The organism is Nocardioides sp. (genome assembly GCF_964228225.1).
Classification (GTDB): Bacteria; Actinomycetota; Actinomycetes; order Propionibacteriales; family Nocardioidaceae; genus Nocardioides.
The window spans coordinates 42,875-58,793 of record NZ_CAXQZB010000049.1 but is presented as its reverse complement, the minus strand read 5'-3'; the positions used below and the strand labels follow the sequence as shown (position 1 = coordinate 58,793).

Here is a 15,919-nt window from a genome sequence, read left to right as displayed (position 1 = left end):
GTCGGTCGTGGAAACCCCACTCCGTGCACGCGTGCCCACCCACACACCACTGGCAAGGAGACACCACCGACGTGGCCGTCAAGATCCGCTTGAAGCGCCTGGGCAAGGTCCGGGTGCCGCAGTACCGCATCGTCGTCGTCGACTCGCGCAAGAAGCGCGACGGTCGCGTGATCGAGGAGATCGGGCTCTACCACCCCAAGGAGGAGCCCAGCCTGATCAAGGTCTCCACCGAGCGGGCGCAGTACTGGCTCGGCGTGGGCGCGCAGCCCACCGAGGCGGTCGAGAAGCTGCTCAAGATCACCGGCGACTGGCACAAGTTCAAGGGCTACAAGGGCGCCGAGGGCACCCTCAAGCCCCAGCCGGCCCGCCCCGACAAGCAGGCGCTGTTCAACGAGGCGCTCAAGCGTGTCGGCGACGAGCCCGCGGGTGTCGCGGTGACCGCGAAGAGCTCGAAGAAGGCCGCCGAGCCCGAGGCCCCCGCGGCCGAGGCGCCCGCCGCCGAGGCCCCGGCCGCCGAGGCCGAGGCCGAGTCGAGCGAGGCCTGATGCTCGCCGACGCGCTCGAGCACCTCGTCCGGGGGGTCGTCGACCACCCCGACGACGTCGTCGTGCGCGACAAGACCCTGCGGCGCGGCACCCTGCTCGAGGTCCGGGTCCACCCCGACGACCTCGGCAAGGTGATCGGCCGCGGTGGTCGCACCGCGAAGGCCTTCCGCACCGTCATCGGTGCGCTGGCCGGCAAGAACGGCGCCCGGATCGACTTCGTCGACACCGACCGCCGCCGCTGACGCCGATCCCACCGGATCGACCCAGCCGCGCCACGCTCTCGACCCGCCGTCCCGGCCCTGTGCCGGGCGGCGGGTCGCCTGCGTTCACCCCCGACCCGCCCGTGACCCGCCCGATCCCTGCGAGAGGAGCCCCGGATGGCCCCCACCGACCGTGAGCCGACCATCGAGGTCGTCGTCGCCCGCCTGGGCAAGCCGCACGGCCTGCGCGGCGAGGTCACCGTCGACGTCCGCACCGACGAGCCCGAGCGGCGCTTCGTCGTGGGGACGGTGCTGCGGGCCCAGGCCCCGCGGGGCGGCACCTTCGCGCACCGCACCCTCACCGTGGCGCGGGCCCGCTGGCACCAGCAGGTGCTGCTGCTCGCCTTCGAGGAGCTGCCCGACCGCACCGCGGCCGAGGCCGCCCGAGGCGTGGTGCTGCACGCCGACGTGCCCGCCGACGAGCGGCCCGAGGATCCCGAGGAGTTCTACGACCACCAGCTGGTCGGCCTGGCGGTCCACGACGTCGACGGCACCGAGCTCGGGGTGGTCACCGGGATCACCCACGGCGCCCAGGACCTGCTGCAGATCCGCGCGCTGGACGGCCGGGCCACCCTGGTGCCGTTCGTCGCCGCCCTCGTGCCGGAGGTCGACCTCGACGCCGGGCGCGTCGTCGTCGCCGACCGCCCCGGACTGGTCGCCCCGCTCGAGGACTGAACCGTCGTGCGCCTGGACTACCTCACGATCTTCCCCGACTTCTTCGCCCCGCTGGAGCTGTCGCTGGCGGGCCGGGCGCGCCGCGCGGGTCTGATCGACCTCGCCGTCCACGACCTGCGCACCTGGACCACCGATCGTCACCGCACCGTCGACGACACCCCGTACGGCGGGGGTGCCGGCATGGTGATGCGTCCGGAGCCCTGGGCGGCGGCGCTCGACGAGCTGCTCGGCGGCACCGGGGAGGAGGAGCGGGCCACGCTCGTCGTGCCCACGCCGTCGGGGCGACCCTTCCGTCAGGCCGACGCCCGCACCCTGGCGCAGCGTCCCCGGCTGGTCTTCGCGTGCGGCCGCTACGAGGGCATCGACCAGCGGGTCCTCGATCACGCGGCCGCGCGGCCCGACGTCGAGCAGGTGTGGGAGGTCAGTCTCGGCGACTACGTCCTCAACGGCGGCGAGGTGGCGGCGATCGCCGTCACCGAGGCGGTGGTGCGCCTGCTGCCCGGCTTCATGGGCAACGCCGAGTCGCTGGTCGAGGAGTCCCACGAGGACGGTCTGCTGGAGTACCCCGTCTACACCAAGCCGGCCTCGTGGCGCGGCCTGGACGTGCCGCCCGTGCTGCTCTCCGGCGACCACGCCCGGATCGCGGCGTGGCGGCGAGAGCAGTCGCTGGCGCGCACCGTCGAGCGGCGTCCCGACCTGGTGCCGGCCAGCGCCGCGCCGGGCGGCTGGGACGTCGTGGCGGCCACCCGCGCCGACGCCGCGGAGCTGTTCACCCTGCAGCTGGCGTGCTGGGTCACCGAAGCGCTGGTCAACGACGACCTCACCATCCCCCCGCTGCACGAGACCCTCGAGGACGTCGTGCGCGACCTGGGGGAGTGGACGGTGTGGTGCGTGCGGTCCGCGGGCCGGCTCGTGGGGGCGGTCCGCGGGCGTCTCGTGGCCGACGAGGACGGCACGGAGTGGGAGATCGGGCGGCTCATGGTGTCCCCGGACCTGCGCGGGCGCGGGCTCGGACGCGTGCTGCTCGAGCACGCCGAGCAGCAGGCGCCCCCCGCCGCCACCGGATACCGGCTCTTCACGGGCCGCCGCAGCGAGGCCAACCTGCGTCGGTACAAGCGGGCCGGCTACCGCGTCGTCGGCGTCGGCGACCTGCCCTCGGGGCCGGTCCGGCTCGCCAAGCCGCGGGGCCGTCGGCGCTCCTGAGCCGACCCCGACGGATTTCGGACGCCCGTCGCCGCTGTGGCAGACTCAGGCGTTGATCCGACCGGGTCGAAGGTCCGCTCCGAGGAACGCACGGGGGGACCGCGTCGGACGTCTGCCACAGGGGACGTCTCGCGCCGCCGACACCCACGGTCGGGTCGCTCCCGCGCGAACGGTTCGCGCGGGCCCGCACCACCACCGTTCCGCGGCTGACCTGTGGCACCCGTGAAGGAGAACCATGACCAACATCATCACCGAGCTCGGCAAGGCCCAGCTCCGCGACGACGTCCCCGCCTTCCGCGCCGGCGACACCGTCAAGGTCCACGTGAAGGTCGTCGAGGGCAACCGCTCCCGCGTGCAGATCTTCCAGGGCGTCGTGATCCGCATGCACGGTGCCGGCATCGGCCGCACCTTCACCGTCCGCAAGGTCTCCTTCGGCGTCGGCGTCGAGCGCACCTTCCCGCTGCACTCCCCGATCTTCGAGCAGATCGAGGTCGTCACCCGCGGTGACGTCCGTCGCGCGAAGCTGTACTACCTGCGCAACCTGCGCGGCAAGGCCGCGAAGATCAAGGAGCGTCGCGAGGCCTGATCCGGCCCCGACGACCTCTCGGACCACACCGCGTGACCGACTCCCCCCGCGACGACGCGCCCGCGCCGGACGTGGAGCCCGCCCCCTCGGGGGCGGCTCCGCGCCGGCTGCGGTGGCCGGACCTGCCGATCTGGCAGGAGGGCCTGCTGCTGCTGGCGATCGCCCTCCTGCTGGCCGTCCTGGCGAAGGCGCTGCTCGTCCAGACCTTCTACATCCCCTCCGACTCCATGGAGCCCGGTCTGGTCGACCAGGACCGGATCCTGGTGGAGAAGCCGAGCTACTTCTTCGGCTCGCCCCAGCGCGGCGACGTCGTCGTCTTCCGCGACCCCGGCGGCTGGCTGGGGGAGTCCGAGCGCGACGACGCCTCCGGCGTCCGCTCGCTGCTCGCCAAGGTGGGGCTCTACCCCACCGGCGGCCACCTGGTGAAGCGCGTGATCGGTGTCGCCGGCGACACGATCGTGTGCTGCGACGCGCAGGGCCGGATCTCGGTCAACGGCCTGCCGCTGGACGAGGACGACTACATCGCGCCGCGGCCCGAGAACGTGCAGTGCAACGGCCCGATGATCTCCACCTGCGACTGGACCGCCGGCCCGGTGCCGGACGGCAAGCTGTTCGTGATGGGCGACAACCGCTCCGACTCCGCGGACTCCACCGTGCACCTGTGCCTGCCCACCGAGACCGACTGCACGCGTGACCCCTACGTCGACGTCGACGAGGTGGTGGGCAAGGTCCGCGCGGTGATCTGGCCCCGCGACCACTGGGACTGGCTCTCGCGTCCCGCGGTCTTCGACACGATCCCCGAGCCCTCGGCCGGCTGAGGCCGTGGCCGCTACCCGGCCGAGCCTGCGCATCGCGCGGGCGCTGCTGCGCGAGGGGTACCTCACGCTGGCCTGCGCCGACGAGGCCGGTCGCGGCGCGCTCGGCGGCCCGGCCACCGTCGGGATGGTCGTCGTCACCCTCGAGACGGGCACCGCGCCCACGGGCGTGCGCGACAGCAAGCTGCTGACCCCCGAGCACCGGCAGCGGCTGGCGCCGAAGGTCCGGCGCTGGGCCGCCGCGCACGCGGTCGGGCACGCCAGCGCCGCCGAGGTGGACGAGTTCGGCATCCTCCCCGCGCTGCGGCTCGCCGGCCACCGCGCGATGGCCGGACTCGGGGTGCGTCCCGACCTCGTGCTGCTCGACGGCAACCACGACTACCTCAGCCCGCCCGAGCAGGCCTCCCTGCTGGGGGAGCCCCCGGGGCTGCTGGCCGATCCGCCCCCCGTGCGGACGCTGGTCAAGGCCGACCTGCGCTGCGCCGCCACCGCTGCGGCCAGCATCCTGGCCAAGACCGAGCGCGACGCGCTCATGGTCGAGCTCGCCCGGCAGCACCCCGGTTACGGCTGGGAGGTCAACAAGGGCTACGCGGCCCCCGACCACCTCGCGGCACTGCGCCTCCACGGGCCCTGCGTCGAGCACCGTCGCTCGTGGAGCCTGCCCGGGGTGGTGGCGCCCGCCGACGGCGCGACCGCACTAGAGTCGCCGTCATGAGCGCCGAGGACCTGGAGAAGTACGAGGCGGAGCAGGAGCTCACGCTCTACCGCGAGTACCGCGACGTCGTCGGGATCTTCAAGTACGTCGTGGAGACCGACCGTCGCTTCTACCTCTGCAACCAGGTCGACGTGAAGGCCCGCACCGAGGGCGAGGTCTTCTTCGAGGTCACCATGCTCGACTGCTGGGTGTGGGACATGTACCGCCCGGCCCGCTTCGCCAAGAGCGTGAAGGTGCTGACCTTCAAGGACGTCAACGTCGAGGAGCTGCAGCCCTCGGACATCGATCCGCCCAAGCCCTGAGGCCGGCCCAGGCGCGATCGACCGCCCCGCGTGGGGGCGACCTGATCGTGTGCGTGTGAATTTTCTCAAGGAAATCGCAAGTTCTCCTCAGGCCCGCCGGTGGTGCGCCGATGAGCACCGTGGGGAGGGAAACCCGTGACGCGGCACATCACGTGCGTGGGGCCGTGACGCTGCGACCACGGCGCGGGCCGGCTCCACGTGAGCTGGCCCGCGCCGTGCGGGTGCGGAGCCCTCCCATCGACTGCCGTGCCATCACCGTCGGGGGGGAGCGACCATGACAGCGGACCGTCCTCGGGTGATCAGTCGCGAGCGATCCGATCGCGGACTGCTCAGGTGTCCGACCTGCCGGCCGACCTCCTCGACGTCCTCCCGCCGCCGTGGCGCCGCGGGCCCGCGACCGGGCCGGGGGCACGAGGCCGGGAGGGGGCCCGCATGGGGCAGGGTCGACGACCGCGCCGGCTGGCGCGCGGTGCGCCGCACCACGCGGAGCGCCCGGGCGCGACTCGAGCGCCGTCACGCCGCCCGCCACGACCGCCACGACAGGGACGACCGGGGCGCCGTGGTGGCGATGGTCGCCCTGCTGCTCGTCGCCCTGATCGGCTCGACCGCCTTCGCCGTGGACCTCGGGATGCAGCGCGTCGTGCGTCGTGACGCCCAGGCCCTGGCCGACATCGTGGCCCTCGACCTCGCCCGCCTGCTGGACGGTCGCACGGCCGCCCAGGTGCTCGCGGGTGACAGCACCCACCCCTCCCTGGCCACCGCGCGCGACCAGAGCCTGGCGCGCAACCCCCGGGGCGTCGTCGGCGCGGCCCCCACGGTCGAGGTCCGGCTGGTCACCCTCGACGCCACGGGCGCACCGGTCCTCGATCCCACCGGGCTGCCCGCCGCGCTCACCGGCCAGCAGGTCCCCAAGGCGGTCTGGGTGAAGGTGCGCGGCAGCATCCCGTTCGCCTTCGAGCGGGGCTCGGGGGCCGCGAGCCGCACGGCGATCGGCCAGTCCACGTCGGTGGCCTGCCTGCAGGTGGGGTCGTTCGTCGCGGCGGTGAACTCGGGCCAGGGCGCCGTGCTGGACCGCTACCTCAACGACGCCCTCGACCTCTCGATCGCCAGCTACGCCGGTCTCGTGGACGCCGCGGTGAACCTGCGCCGCCTGCAGACCGCGCTGCTGGCCGGCACCACGGGGGCGGGCCTGGACTACTCCCGGATCTCGCTGGGGTCGCTGTTCCGGGCGAGCGCCACCGCGCTGCGCGCCGACGGCGGTCAGGCGGCCGACATCACCCTGTTGGAGTCGCTGGCCACCAAGGTGGCCGCGTCCGCGGTGATCGACCTGCGCCAGGTGGTGGACCTGAGCACCGGCAACGCCGCCCTGCTGGCCAGCAGCATCAACGTGCTCGACCTCGTCGCCATCTCCGGATTCCTGGCCAACGGGAACAACCTGCTCTCGCTGCCGGTGCTCTGGAACGTCCCGCAGTTCTCCAACGGCATGACGTCCCTGCAGGTCATCGAGGGTCCGCAGCGGGCCTGTGGCGAGCCCGGCGCCACCACCGCCCGCACCGCCCAGATCACCCTGCGCGCCCTGCCGGAGCTCAACATCCCGACGATCGCCGGTCTCACCGCCGCCAAGGTCGTCGCCGACACCACGATCTCGCTCGCCTCCGCCTCGGCCTCCCTGACCGGGGTGCGCTGCGGTGCCGGCACCTTGGGTGACCCCCAGGAGATCCGGGCCCAGGTCTCGCGGTCGCTCTCGACGTCGCGGGTGGACATCCCGATCCGGCTCACCGGCGACATCAAGACCACCGACTTCCTCGGCGCCTCCTACATCACCCGACTCCTCACCAGCCTGGGCAAGCTGACCGCGAAGGTCACCGTCGACCTCACCATCCAGGCCGGCGCCACGCTGGCCTCGCCCACGGTCAGCACCGCCGCCACCTACGCCGTCCCGCCGCGCAGCTTCACCGATCCCGAGCGGATCGGCGGCACCGGCGGCTACGCCTTCCCCCACGTCGTCATCGACGCCGCCGACGTCACCGGCACCGTGACCATCAAGGGCCTGCTCGGCACCTCGGTGATCAACCTCTCCACGCTGACGTTCGGCACCGACTTCTCGATCACCGCCATCCTCGACGACCTGGTCCAGAAGAGCGTGATCGACGGCATCAACGGCTACCTCGACAACCTCAATGCCGAGCTGGTGCCGCTGAGCACGATGTTCGGCCTCCAGGTGGCCGGGGCCGACCTGTACGGCGTCATGCCCCCGATCTGCGCCTTCCCGGCGCTGCGGGGGTGAGCCGACGACCGGAGGCCACCTAGCCCGAACTGACTAGACCGATCGGCCATTTCTCGGGCCGATCTGCGAGCGACCCCTGCCGACAGCCCGTGCCCGCCCTTACCCTGAGGCGTGAGCGGGCCGGTCGTCGACCCCCGCCACACGGGGAGGGACCGCGGTATGGGGAGGCATGTCCGGCACGCCCGCGAGGATCGCGGTGCCGCCGCACTGGAGTTCGCGCTGATCGCACCGATCCTGCTGCTGCTCGTCTTCGGCATCATCAGCTTCGGCTTCATGCTGTCCTTCCGGCAGAACCTCAGCCAGGCCGCCGCCGAGGGCGCCCGCGCCGCTGCCGTGCAGCTCAGCGACACCACCCGCACCTCGGCCGCGACCGCCGCGATCACCAGCGCGCTCGACACCGCCGGCCTGACCTGCTCGGGCGGCAACCTGCTCAAGGGCAGCAAGGACGTCGGCGACTGCACCGTCAGTGCCGCCGCGGCCTGCAGCACCGGCAGCACCGAGCGCTGCGTCACCGTCCGGCTGGTCTACAACTACCGCGCCAACCCGCTGATCCCCTCGGTGCCGCTGGTCGACCGCACCCTGCCGGCCACGCTCAGCTACTCCTCCACCGTGAGGGTCAGTTGAGTCCCCGGCCCGCGCTGCTCCGGTGGCGGACCAGGAGGCACCGGGAGCGCGAGGACCGCGGCGCGGTCGCGGTCGTCACCGGCGCGGTGATGGTCGTGCTGATGATCGCGGCCGCGCTCGTCGTCGACATCGGGGTGCAGCGCGTCGTGCGCAGCGACATGCAGGCGCTCGCCGACGTCGTGGCGCTCGACATCGCGCGTCAGCTCGACGGCTCCCGCACGGCGGCCCAGCTCACCACCGGCGCGCCGTCGCAGTTGCAGCAGTGGGCCAATGCGAGCGCGGCCCGCAACCGCGGCGAGAACGCCGGCCGCACCCCCACGCTCGCCGTGGTGCCCGGCAAGGTCGACACGGCCGGGGTCTTCACCGCCGTCACCGGCACCACCGTGCCGACGGCCGTCAAGGTGACCGCCACGAGCACCGCCGACTTCGCGTTCGCCGGCCTCACGGGCCGCGGCTCCGGGCGGGCCTCGCGCAGCGCGATCGCCAGCTCCAGCCAGGGGGCCTGCTTCTCGGTGGGGTCCTACGCCGCGCGGATCAAGACCGGCGACTCCACCCTGCTCGGGCCGTTGCTCTCCGCCCTGGGCGGCAACATCACCCTCGGCGTCGCCGACGCCGGCCAGTTGGCCGCCGCCGACGTCACCCTCCTGCAGCTCGTGCAGACCGGGCTCATCGCGGCCTCGCCGGAGGCCGCGCTCACCACCGCGGTCAAGCTCAGCTCGCTGATGCTCGCCACCGCCGAGGTGCTGCGCCGCGAGTCCGGGCAGACCGCCCAGATCGCGCTGCTCCAGCGGCTGGCCACCGGCACGCTGGGCTCGACGATGGTCAAGCTCGGCGACCTCCTCAAGCTCGACACCGGCTCCTCGGCGGCGCTCAACGGCTCCCTCAACGTCTTCGACCTCGTGAGCACCGGCATCTTCGTGGCCAACGGCACCAACGCGATCGCCCTGCCCAACCTCAACGTCAACATCCCCGGGGTGTCCCAGCTGGCGGTCTCGCTGACGCTGGGGGAGAAGCCCCACCTCGCCTGCGGCCTCGCCGGCCAGGCGCGGGGCTCGACCTCGCAGGTCTCGCTGCGGATCACCGGCTCGATCACGAACATCAACCTGGGTCTGGCCAGCGTCACCTCGCCGCTCGACATCCGGGTCAACGTCGCCTCGGCCGAGGGCCTGCTGACCTCGGTCACCTGCACCTCCAGCAAGCGCACGCTCGCCATCACGCCCAGTGCGGGCCTGCTCGACCTGCAGATGTACCTCAAGCTGCGCGCGACCCTGCTGTTCATCCCGATCGTCGACGCTCCGTTGCGGGTCTACACCCAGCGCGTGCCGAGCGGCACCAGCAGCACGCCGTTCACCCTCGACGTCCCGTACAACACCACCTTCCCCAACGGCGACTACTCGGCGCTGCGCACCACCGGATCCAACGGGTTGGGGGCCCCGGCGCTGGTCGCCGACACCTCCGGGATCTCGGTGCTGGGTCTCCCGCTGGGCACGATCACCTCGGCGATCGTGGACCCGTTGGTCTCCACCGTCCTGACGCCGCTGGTCACCACGCTCGACTCCGTCCTGCTGACCCCGCTGCTGCGCGCCCTGGGCATCACGGTCGCCGGCGGTGAGTACCGCCCGGTGCCGAACGCCGAGTGCGCGGTGCCCAAGCTCGTCGGCTGATCCTCCACAGCTCGCGGGGACGGCGGCGTCGTCCACCGATGGCGTTCGGCGTCCTCGCCGCGCGGAGCCGCGCCCCGCAGGGTCGGGGCAGGAGGTTCCCCGATGACGACACCCGCGCTCGACCCGCCACCCCTCACCCCCGATGGCACCGCCGGTCCTCCCGGCACGCCCGACACGCCACCCCGGGGCGCCCGCAGCGCCGCGGCGCGGCGGGCGCTGGGCGACTACGGAGAGCGGGTGGCCGCCCGCCACCTGCTCGACCGCGGGCTGGTCCTGCTGGCGCGCAACTGGCGCTGCCCCGAGGGCGAGCTCGACCTGGTGCTGCGCGACGGTGCGGTGCTGGTGGGGTGCGAGGTCAAGACCCGCACCGGCGTCGTCGGCGGCACGCCGCACGAGGCGATCACCCCGGCCAAGCTCGCGCGACTGCACCGGCTCATCGACCGCTTCGCCCACGAGCACGGGCTGGCCGACCGTGACCGCCGGGTCGACCTCGTGGCCGTCCACCGTCCCCGGCAGGGGGCCGCGGTGGTCGAGCACGTCGTGGGGTTGGCCTCGTGAGCACCGCGACCGCCCGCACGGTCTCCCTGCACGGGGCCATCGGCCACGTCGTCGACGTCCAGGTGGACGTCTCGCCCGGTCAGGTCGGGCTGACCATGGTCGGCCGCCCCGACCTGTCGCTGCGCGAGTCCGGCGACCGCTGTCGGATGGCGGTCCTCAACAGCGACCTGCCCTGGCCGGTCACCAAGCGCACCACGATCCTGCTGAGCCCGGCCGACCTGCTCAAGCGCGGCCCCCACTTCGACCTGGCGGTGGCCCTGGCCGTGCTCGCCGCGCAGCAGCACCTGCCCCCGCAGGTCCTGCCCGACCTCGCGGTCATGGGCGAGCTGACCCTCGACGGGCGGCTGCGGTGCGTGCCCGGCGTGCTGCCGATGGCCCTGGCCGCCGCGGCCCGGGGCCTGCGCGGGGTGATCGTCCCCGAACCGCAGGTGCCCGAGGCCGTGCTGGTGCCCGGGCTCGAGGTCGTCGGCGTGCGCAGTCTCGCGCAGGCGGTGGCGCTGCTGCGGGGGCAGGAGGTGCCCGAGGCGCCGGCGGTCGAGCCGCCGTCGGTGAGCCGGGTGCTGGCGTGGCGCGGGGAGCAGCGTCTCGACGACCTCGACCTCGCCGACCTGCGGGGCATGGCGGATGCCAAGTTCGCCGCCGAGGTCGCCGCGGCGGGCGGACACCCGCTGCTGCTCACCGGTCCCAAGGGCGGGGGCAAGACGAGCATCGCCGAGCGGCTGCCGTCGTTGCTGCCCGACCTCAGTCCCGAGGAGGCCCTGGAGCTCACCGCTGTGCACTCCCTGGCCGGCACCCTGCCCCCGGGACACGGTCTGATGACCCGACCCCCGTTCTCGGCTCCCCACCACGACGCGAGCAAGGCCAGCATCGTCGGCGGCGGCAGCCGCCAGGTGCGTCCGGGCGAGTTGAGCCGCACGCATGCCGGTGTGCTCTTCCTCGACGAGTTCCCGCTCTTCCGCACCGACATCATCGAGGCGCTGCGCGAGCCGCTCGAGAACGGCGACATCACCATCGCCCGCACCGAGGAGTCGGTCACCCTGCCGGCGCGCGGTCTGTTGGTCCTCGCGGCCAACCCGTGCCCGTGCGGCGACCACGACCCCGTCTCGGGACGCAGCACCTGCACCTGCCGCGCCACGGCGCTGCGCGACTACCAGAACAAGCTGCACGGTCCGGTGGCCGACCGCATCGACCTGCGTCGTCACGTCGGGCCGCTCAGCCGGCACGAGGGCGACCCCCTGCGGGATCCCGACACCTCGGCGGTCGTCCGCGCGCGGGTCGCCGCCGCTCGCGAGCGTCAGGCGGCGCGCTACGCCGGCTGCGGCTGGCGGCTCAACGCCCATGCGCCGAGCACCGCGCTGCGTGACCGGTGGCCGCTGGCCGGCTCGGCGGCCGCCCTGCTCGAGGAGACGGTCTACACCGGGCGGCTGAGCAGCCGGGGAGCGGTGCGCGTGCACCGGGTCGCCTGGACGCTGGCCGACCTCGAGGCGGTGCGCACCGGACGCGACGTCGTGCCGGGACCGCGCGAGCTCGACCTCGCCCTGAGCCTGCGGTGCGGCGATCCGCTGCCCGCCTCGCTGTGGGAGCGCTGCGGATGACCACCCCGGACCCCACCCTGTCAGCGGCCCCGCCCCCGGTGGCCACCGACGCCGAGCGTCTCGCCCGTGTCACCCTCGGTCGCCTGGCCGAGCCCGGCGACCCCCGGATCGCCCTGCTCGTGCAGCAGTGGGGGGCGCCCCGCGCGGTCGAGCTGCTGCGCGACGCCGGTCGGGGCGGCGCAGCGGCCGACGTCGCGGCCCGGCTCGACGCCGTCGAGCCCGCGCGGGACCTGGACCAGGGGGCGCGCCTGGGCCTGCGCTACCTCATCCCGGGCGACCCCGAGTGGCCCGCGGGCCTCGCCGACCTCGCCCACGCCGGCACCCTGCACCACCGCGGCGGACCTCCGCTGGGGCTCTGGGTCCGCGGTGCGCTCCGGCTGGACACCCTCGACGCCGTCGGCGGCGTCGCCGTGGTGGGCTCCCGGGCCGCCACCACCTACGGCGCGGCGGTGGCCGGCCAGATCGCCGCCACCGTGGCCGCCGCCGGTCCGCTGGTGGTCTCCGGGGCGGCGTTCGGCATCGACGTCGCGGCGCACCGTGCCGCACTCGGTGCGGGAGCACCCACGGTGGCCGTCCTGGCGTGCGGTGCGGACCGCGCCTACCCCGCGGCCCACCGCGAGCTGCTGCGGCGCGTCGCCGTCGACGGCGCTCTGGTCTCGGAAGCCGCCCCGGGGTGTGCACCGCAGCGGATCCGCTTCCTGGCCCGCAACCGCCTCATCGCCGCCCTCACCGGGGTGACGGTGGTCGTCGAGGCGGCGCGGCGCAGCGGCGCCCTGAACACCGCCACGTGGGCCGGGCGGCTGCACCGGCCGGTCGGCGGGGTGCCGGGGCCGGTCACGAGCGGGTCCTCGGTCGGAGTGCACGACCTGCTGCGCGAGGGGGCCGCCACGCTGGTGACCGACGGCGCCGACACCCTCGAGCTGGCGGGCCGCGCCGGGGAGCACCTGGCCGCGGGCCGCGCCGACACGGGTGCGCCGGACGACCCGCGCGACCGGCTCTCCGTGCGCGAGCGCCAGGTGCTCGACGCCCTGCCGATCGGGCGGGGCGCCGACCTCGGGTCGTTGGCCCGCGTGGCGGGGATCGCCGTCGCCGAGGTGCGCCTGACCGTCGCCCGCCTCGGGCGTGCCGGTCTCGCGGAGCGCGACGAGCACGGGTGGCGGCTCGCCGCGCGTGCCGCCGCCGGCCCGGGCTCCGGGCCACCTACGATCGGCCCGTGAGCGAGGAGGGGGAGGGGGCGGCGGCGCTGCCGGAGTGGGCGTGTCGCCTGCTCGCCGACTACGAGCGCCACCTCGTGGCCGAGCGGGACCTCACCCCCCACACGGTGCGCGCCTACCTCGGCGACGTGTCCTCCCTGCTCGACCACGCCGACCGGTGCGGTCTGGGCGCCCCCGAAGAGCTGGACCTGCGCACCCTGCGCAGCTGGCTGGCCCGCCTGCAGAGCACCGGGAGGTCCCGCAGCACCCTCGCGCGCCGCGCCACCGCCGCGCGCGTGTTCACCGCCTGGCTAGCCCGCACGGGGCGCACCTCGACCGACGCCGGGTCCGCGCTCGGTTCCCCGCGGCCCCACCGCACCCTCCCGGCGGTCCTGCGGGCCGACGAGGCACGGGCGCTCGTGGAGTCGGCGGTGGCCGGGGCCGCCGAGCGGGGTGCCGTCGGTCGGCGCGACGCGGCGGTGCTGGAGCTGCTCTACGCCACCGGGGTGCGCGTGGGCGAGCTGGTGGGACTCGACCTCGACGACGTCGACCGCGACCGGCGGGTGCTGCGGGTGCTCGGCAAGGGCCGCAAGGAACGCACCGTGCCCTTCGGGCGGCCCGCCGAGCTGGCGCTGGACCGGTGGCTGGTCCAGGGCCGCCCCGAGCTGGCCCGACCGGACTCCGGACCCGCGCTGTTCCTGGGCGCTCGCGGCGCCCGCATCGATCCGCGGGCGGTGCGCACCCTCGTCCACGCCGCGATCGCGGCGGTGCCGGGCGCCCCCGACCTCGGCCCCCACGGGCTGCGCCACTCCGCCGCCACCCACCTGCTCGAGGGCGGTGCGGACCTGCGGTCGGTGCAGGAGCTGCTCGGGCACTCCTCGTTGGCCACCACCCAGCGCTACACCCACGTCACCACCGACCGGCTGCGCCGCGCCTACCGCCAGGCCCACCCCCGCGCCTGAGCCCGCCCGTCACCAGCGGGCCCGTAGCCACAGGCCGAGCCGGCCCGCCGTCCGTGCCGTGCCCGACACCGAGCCGGTGACCCCCGGCCCGGGCGGCCCGGCGGGCCCGGCAGGTACAGCGGGCGCAGCGGGCGCGGCGGGCGGACGCGCGGCGTCGTCCCAGGGCAGCAGCCGGACCGTCCACCCGCCCAGGAGCAGCAGCGGGTCGAGGTACACGTCCCCGCGCCGCCAGCCCCAGTGCAGGCACGCGGCCGGCGCACAGTGCGAGCCCAGGGTGGTGAGGGTGCCGATCACCTCGCCCGCACCGACGGCGGTGCCGCGGGCGACCCCGGCGACCACGGGTTCGTAGGTGGTGCGGGTGGTGCCGTGGTCGACCACGACCACCGGGCGTCCCGCCACCTGGCCACGGAACGTGACGGTGCCGGCCATGGCCGCCCGCACCGGCTGTCCCGGACGTCCCCCGAGGTCGACCCCGCGGTGGCCGGCACCGTAGGCCCCCGCCGGTGGTATGAAGGCGGCCCGCACCACCGGCGGCGACAGCGGCCACACCCCCGCTCCGGTGGCGGCGCGACCCTCGGCGAGGGCCGGGCCGGGGGCGAGGAGCAGCAGGGACGGCAGGACGCACCGCAGGACGCGGCTCGCAGGCGAGGACATCGCCCCAGGATCGGGGCCGGATCGCCGCGGTCGGACCGGCCGGCGCCCCGCCTGGGGACGACGCCGTCCCCGAGGTCGCGGGGGAGGGCCGGGCGACCGGGAGGGAGCGGTCGGCGCCGGATTCGCTCGTGGCGCCGGTCCACGACTACGCTGGTCCCATCCCTGCCTCCGGGTGGGGAAATTCGCACGCCCTCAGTCCGCGGCGGATCCGGTCTCCACCGGATCCGAAGGCCGCGGGGCTGGTCCCGCAGGTCCCGGTCACGCCGGGTGGGGCCGGTCGCGGGCGTCAGGGTCGGTCGCGCCGCGGCCGACGACAACCACAGCAACCGAGCCGGTGCGTGGCCCTCGGGCCCGCGCGCGGAGCACCCGCGGCCGGCTCACCACGGAGAAGAGAACCACCATGGCAGTCGTCACCATGCGCCAGCTGCTCGAGAGCGGCGTGCACTTCGGACACCAGACCCGTCGCTGGAACCCGAAGATGAAGCGCTTCATCATGACCGAGCGCAACGGCATCTACATCATCGACCTGCAGCAGTCGCTGGCCTACATCGACCGGTCCTACGCCTTCATCAAGGAGACCGTCGCGCGCGGCGGCACGATCATGTTCGTCGGCACCAAGAAGCAGGCCCAGGAGGCGATCGCCGAGCAGGCGACCCGCGTCGGGATGCCCTACGTCAACCAGCGCTGGCTGGGCGGCATGCTCACCAACTTCACCACGGTGCACCAGCGGATCAACCGCCTCAAGGAGCTCGACGAGATCGACTTCGAGAACGTCGCCGGCTCGGGCCGCACCAAGAAGGAGCTCCTGCAGATGAAGCGGGAGCGCGACAAGCTCGAGAAGACCCTCGGCGGTATCCGCGAGATGACCCGCGTGCCCTCGGCCGTGTGGGTCGTGGACACCAAGAAGGAGCACCTGGCGATCGAGGAGGCCCGCAAGCTGCGGATCCCGATCATCGGCATCCTCGACACCAACTGCGACCCCGACGAGGTCGACTTCCCGATCCCCGGCAACGACGACGCCATCCGTGCGGTCGGCCTGCTGACCCGCGTGGTCGCCGACGCCGTCGCCGAGGGCCTCATCGCCCGCTCCGGTGCCGCCACCGGCGAGGCCGCCCCGGCCGCCCAGGAGCCCCTGGCCGAGTGGGAGCGCGAGCTGCTCACCACCGGTGACGCCGCCGAGGCCCCGGCTGCCGAGGCTCCCGCCGCCGAGGCCCCGGCTGCTGAGGCCCCCGCCGCCGAGGTCGAGGCCCCCGCGGCCGAGACCGCCGAGGCCTGAGCCTC

17 protein-coding genes are annotated in these 15,919 nt (G+C 74.4%); 16 read left to right on the top strand and 1 reads right to left on the bottom strand.

The window, feature by feature from the left end; all coding sequences use genetic code 11:
• Window positions 1-71: 71 nt before the first annotated feature.
• From rpsP to ACERUJ_RS11850, 15 genes are all read left to right on the top strand, one after another.
• The gene (gene rpsP / locus ACERUJ_RS11920) at window positions 72-545 is read left to right on the top strand and encodes a 30S ribosomal protein S16 (protein WP_370248754.1); all 474 of its coding nucleotides are present in this window, start codon (window positions 72-74) and stop codon (window positions 543-545) included.
• The gene (locus ACERUJ_RS11915) at window positions 545-787 is read left to right on the top strand and encodes an RNA-binding protein (RefSeq protein ID WP_370248753.1); all 243 of its coding nucleotides are present in this window, start codon (window positions 545-547) and stop codon (window positions 785-787) included. Before rpsP ends, ACERUJ_RS11915 begins: the two co-directional genes overlap by 1 nt.
• Before the next feature lie 135 nt (window positions 788-922).
• A complete protein-coding gene (gene rimM / locus ACERUJ_RS11910; RefSeq protein WP_370248752.1) occupies window positions 923-1,480 on the top strand; it encodes a ribosome maturation factor RimM in 558 nt (185 codons plus the stop codon).
• A gap of 6 nt (window positions 1,481-1,486) precedes the next feature.
• On the top strand, window positions 1,487-2,683 hold the full coding sequence (trmD, locus tag ACERUJ_RS11905) for a tRNA (guanosine(37)-N1)-methyltransferase TrmD (RefSeq protein ID WP_370248751.1): 1,197 nt from the start codon (window positions 1,487-1,489) through the stop codon (window positions 2,681-2,683).
• Between the two features lie 235 nt (window positions 2,684-2,918).
• On the top strand, window positions 2,919-3,269 hold the full coding sequence (gene rplS / locus ACERUJ_RS11900) for a 50S ribosomal protein L19 (RefSeq protein ID WP_370248750.1): 351 nt from the start codon (window positions 2,919-2,921) through the stop codon (window positions 3,267-3,269).
• Between the two features lie 32 nt (window positions 3,270-3,301).
• Complete coding sequence (gene lepB / locus ACERUJ_RS11895; protein ID WP_370248749.1) at window positions 3,302-4,087, top strand: signal peptidase I; 786 nt, start codon at window positions 3,302-3,304, stop codon at window positions 4,085-4,087.
• 4 nt (window positions 4,088-4,091) lie between these two features.
• Window positions 4,092-4,799: a ribonuclease HII gene (locus ACERUJ_RS11890; RefSeq protein ID WP_370248748.1), complete on the top strand. Its 708-nt coding sequence runs from the start codon at window positions 4,092-4,094 to the stop codon at window positions 4,797-4,799.
• A complete protein-coding gene (locus ACERUJ_RS11885; RefSeq protein WP_370248747.1) occupies window positions 4,796-5,101 on the top strand; it encodes a DUF2469 domain-containing protein in 306 nt (101 codons plus the stop codon). Before ACERUJ_RS11890 ends, ACERUJ_RS11885 begins: the two co-directional genes overlap by 4 nt.
• A 469-nt stretch (window positions 5,102-5,570) precedes the next feature.
• Window positions 5,571-7,388 carry a hypothetical protein gene (locus ACERUJ_RS11880; RefSeq protein WP_370248746.1) on the top strand — a complete coding sequence of 606 codons (1,818 nt, stop codon included), beginning with the start codon at window positions 5,571-5,573 and terminating at the stop codon, window positions 7,386-7,388.
• Window positions 7,389-7,547: 159 nt separating this feature from the next.
• Window positions 7,548-8,012, top strand: a complete 465-nt coding sequence (locus tag ACERUJ_RS11875; protein WP_370248745.1) for a TadE/TadG family type IV pilus assembly protein — start codon at window positions 7,548-7,550, stop codon at window positions 8,010-8,012.
• Window positions 8,009-9,676, top strand: coding sequence for a hypothetical protein (locus tag ACERUJ_RS11870; protein ID WP_370248744.1), 1,668 nt, complete (start codon window positions 8,009-8,011; stop codon window positions 9,674-9,676). The genes ACERUJ_RS11875 and ACERUJ_RS11870 overlap by 4 nt, the downstream gene beginning before the upstream one ends.
• Window positions 9,677-9,778: 102 nt before the next feature.
• Complete coding sequence (locus tag ACERUJ_RS11865; protein WP_370248743.1) at window positions 9,779-10,234, top strand: YraN family protein; 456 nt, start codon at window positions 9,779-9,781, stop codon at window positions 10,232-10,234.
• Complete coding sequence (locus ACERUJ_RS11860) at window positions 10,231-11,829, top strand: YifB family Mg chelatase-like AAA ATPase (protein WP_370248742.1); 1,599 nt, start codon at window positions 10,231-10,233, stop codon at window positions 11,827-11,829. Before ACERUJ_RS11865 ends, ACERUJ_RS11860 begins: the two co-directional genes overlap by 4 nt.
• Complete coding sequence (locus ACERUJ_RS11855; protein WP_370248740.1) at window positions 11,826-13,046, top strand: DNA-processing protein DprA; 1,221 nt, start codon at window positions 11,826-11,828, stop codon at window positions 13,044-13,046. The genes ACERUJ_RS11860 and ACERUJ_RS11855 overlap by 4 nt, the downstream gene beginning before the upstream one ends.
• Window positions 13,043-13,984: a tyrosine recombinase XerC gene (locus ACERUJ_RS11850; RefSeq protein ID WP_370248739.1), complete on the top strand. Its 942-nt coding sequence runs from the start codon at window positions 13,043-13,045 to the stop codon at window positions 13,982-13,984. Before ACERUJ_RS11855 ends, ACERUJ_RS11850 begins: the two co-directional genes overlap by 4 nt.
• A gap of 9 nt (window positions 13,985-13,993) precedes the next feature.
• Here the strand turns inward: ACERUJ_RS11850 and ACERUJ_RS11845 are convergent, their stop codons facing one another.
• Window positions 13,994-14,638, bottom strand: coding sequence for a murein hydrolase activator EnvC (locus ACERUJ_RS11845; RefSeq protein WP_370248738.1), 645 nt, complete (start codon window positions 14,636-14,638; stop codon window positions 13,994-13,996).
• 400 nt (window positions 14,639-15,038) lie between these two features.
• Between ACERUJ_RS11845 and rpsB the strand changes: the two genes are divergently transcribed.
• Window positions 15,039-15,914 carry a 30S ribosomal protein S2 gene (gene rpsB, locus ACERUJ_RS11840; RefSeq protein ID WP_370248737.1) on the top strand — a complete coding sequence of 292 codons (876 nt, stop codon included), beginning with the start codon at window positions 15,039-15,041 and terminating at the stop codon, window positions 15,912-15,914.
• Window positions 15,915-15,919 lie beyond the last annotated feature (5 nt).

Bases quoted from the DNA above. Each gene is read 5' to 3' on its own strand.
- ACERUJ_RS11855 (WP_370248740.1), top strand. From the start codon at position 11,826: ATGACCACCCCGGACCCCACCCTGTCAGCGGCCCCGCCCCCGGTGGCC.
- ACERUJ_RS11845 (WP_370248738.1), bottom strand. From the start codon at position 14,638: ATGTCCTCGCCTGCGAGCCGCGTCCTGCGGTGCGTCCTGCCGTCCCTG.
- ACERUJ_RS11865 (WP_370248743.1), top strand. From the start codon at position 9,779: ATGACGACACCCGCGCTCGACCCGCCACCCCTCACCCCCGATGGCACC.
- rpsB (WP_370248737.1), top strand. From the start codon at position 15,039: ATGGCAGTCGTCACCATGCGCCAGCTGCTCGAGAGCGGCGTGCACTTC.
- rplS (WP_370248750.1), top strand. From the start codon at position 2,919: ATGACCAACATCATCACCGAGCTCGGCAAGGCCCAGCTCCGCGACGAC.
- ACERUJ_RS11915 (WP_370248753.1), top strand. From the start codon at position 545: ATGCTCGCCGACGCGCTCGAGCACCTCGTCCGGGGGGTCGTCGACCAC.
- ACERUJ_RS11885 (WP_370248747.1), top strand. From the start codon at position 4,796: ATGAGCGCCGAGGACCTGGAGAAGTACGAGGCGGAGCAGGAGCTCACG.
- rimM (WP_370248752.1), top strand. From the start codon at position 923: ATGGCCCCCACCGACCGTGAGCCGACCATCGAGGTCGTCGTCGCCCGC.
- ACERUJ_RS11875 (WP_370248745.1), top strand. From the start codon at position 7,548: ATGGGGAGGCATGTCCGGCACGCCCGCGAGGATCGCGGTGCCGCCGCA.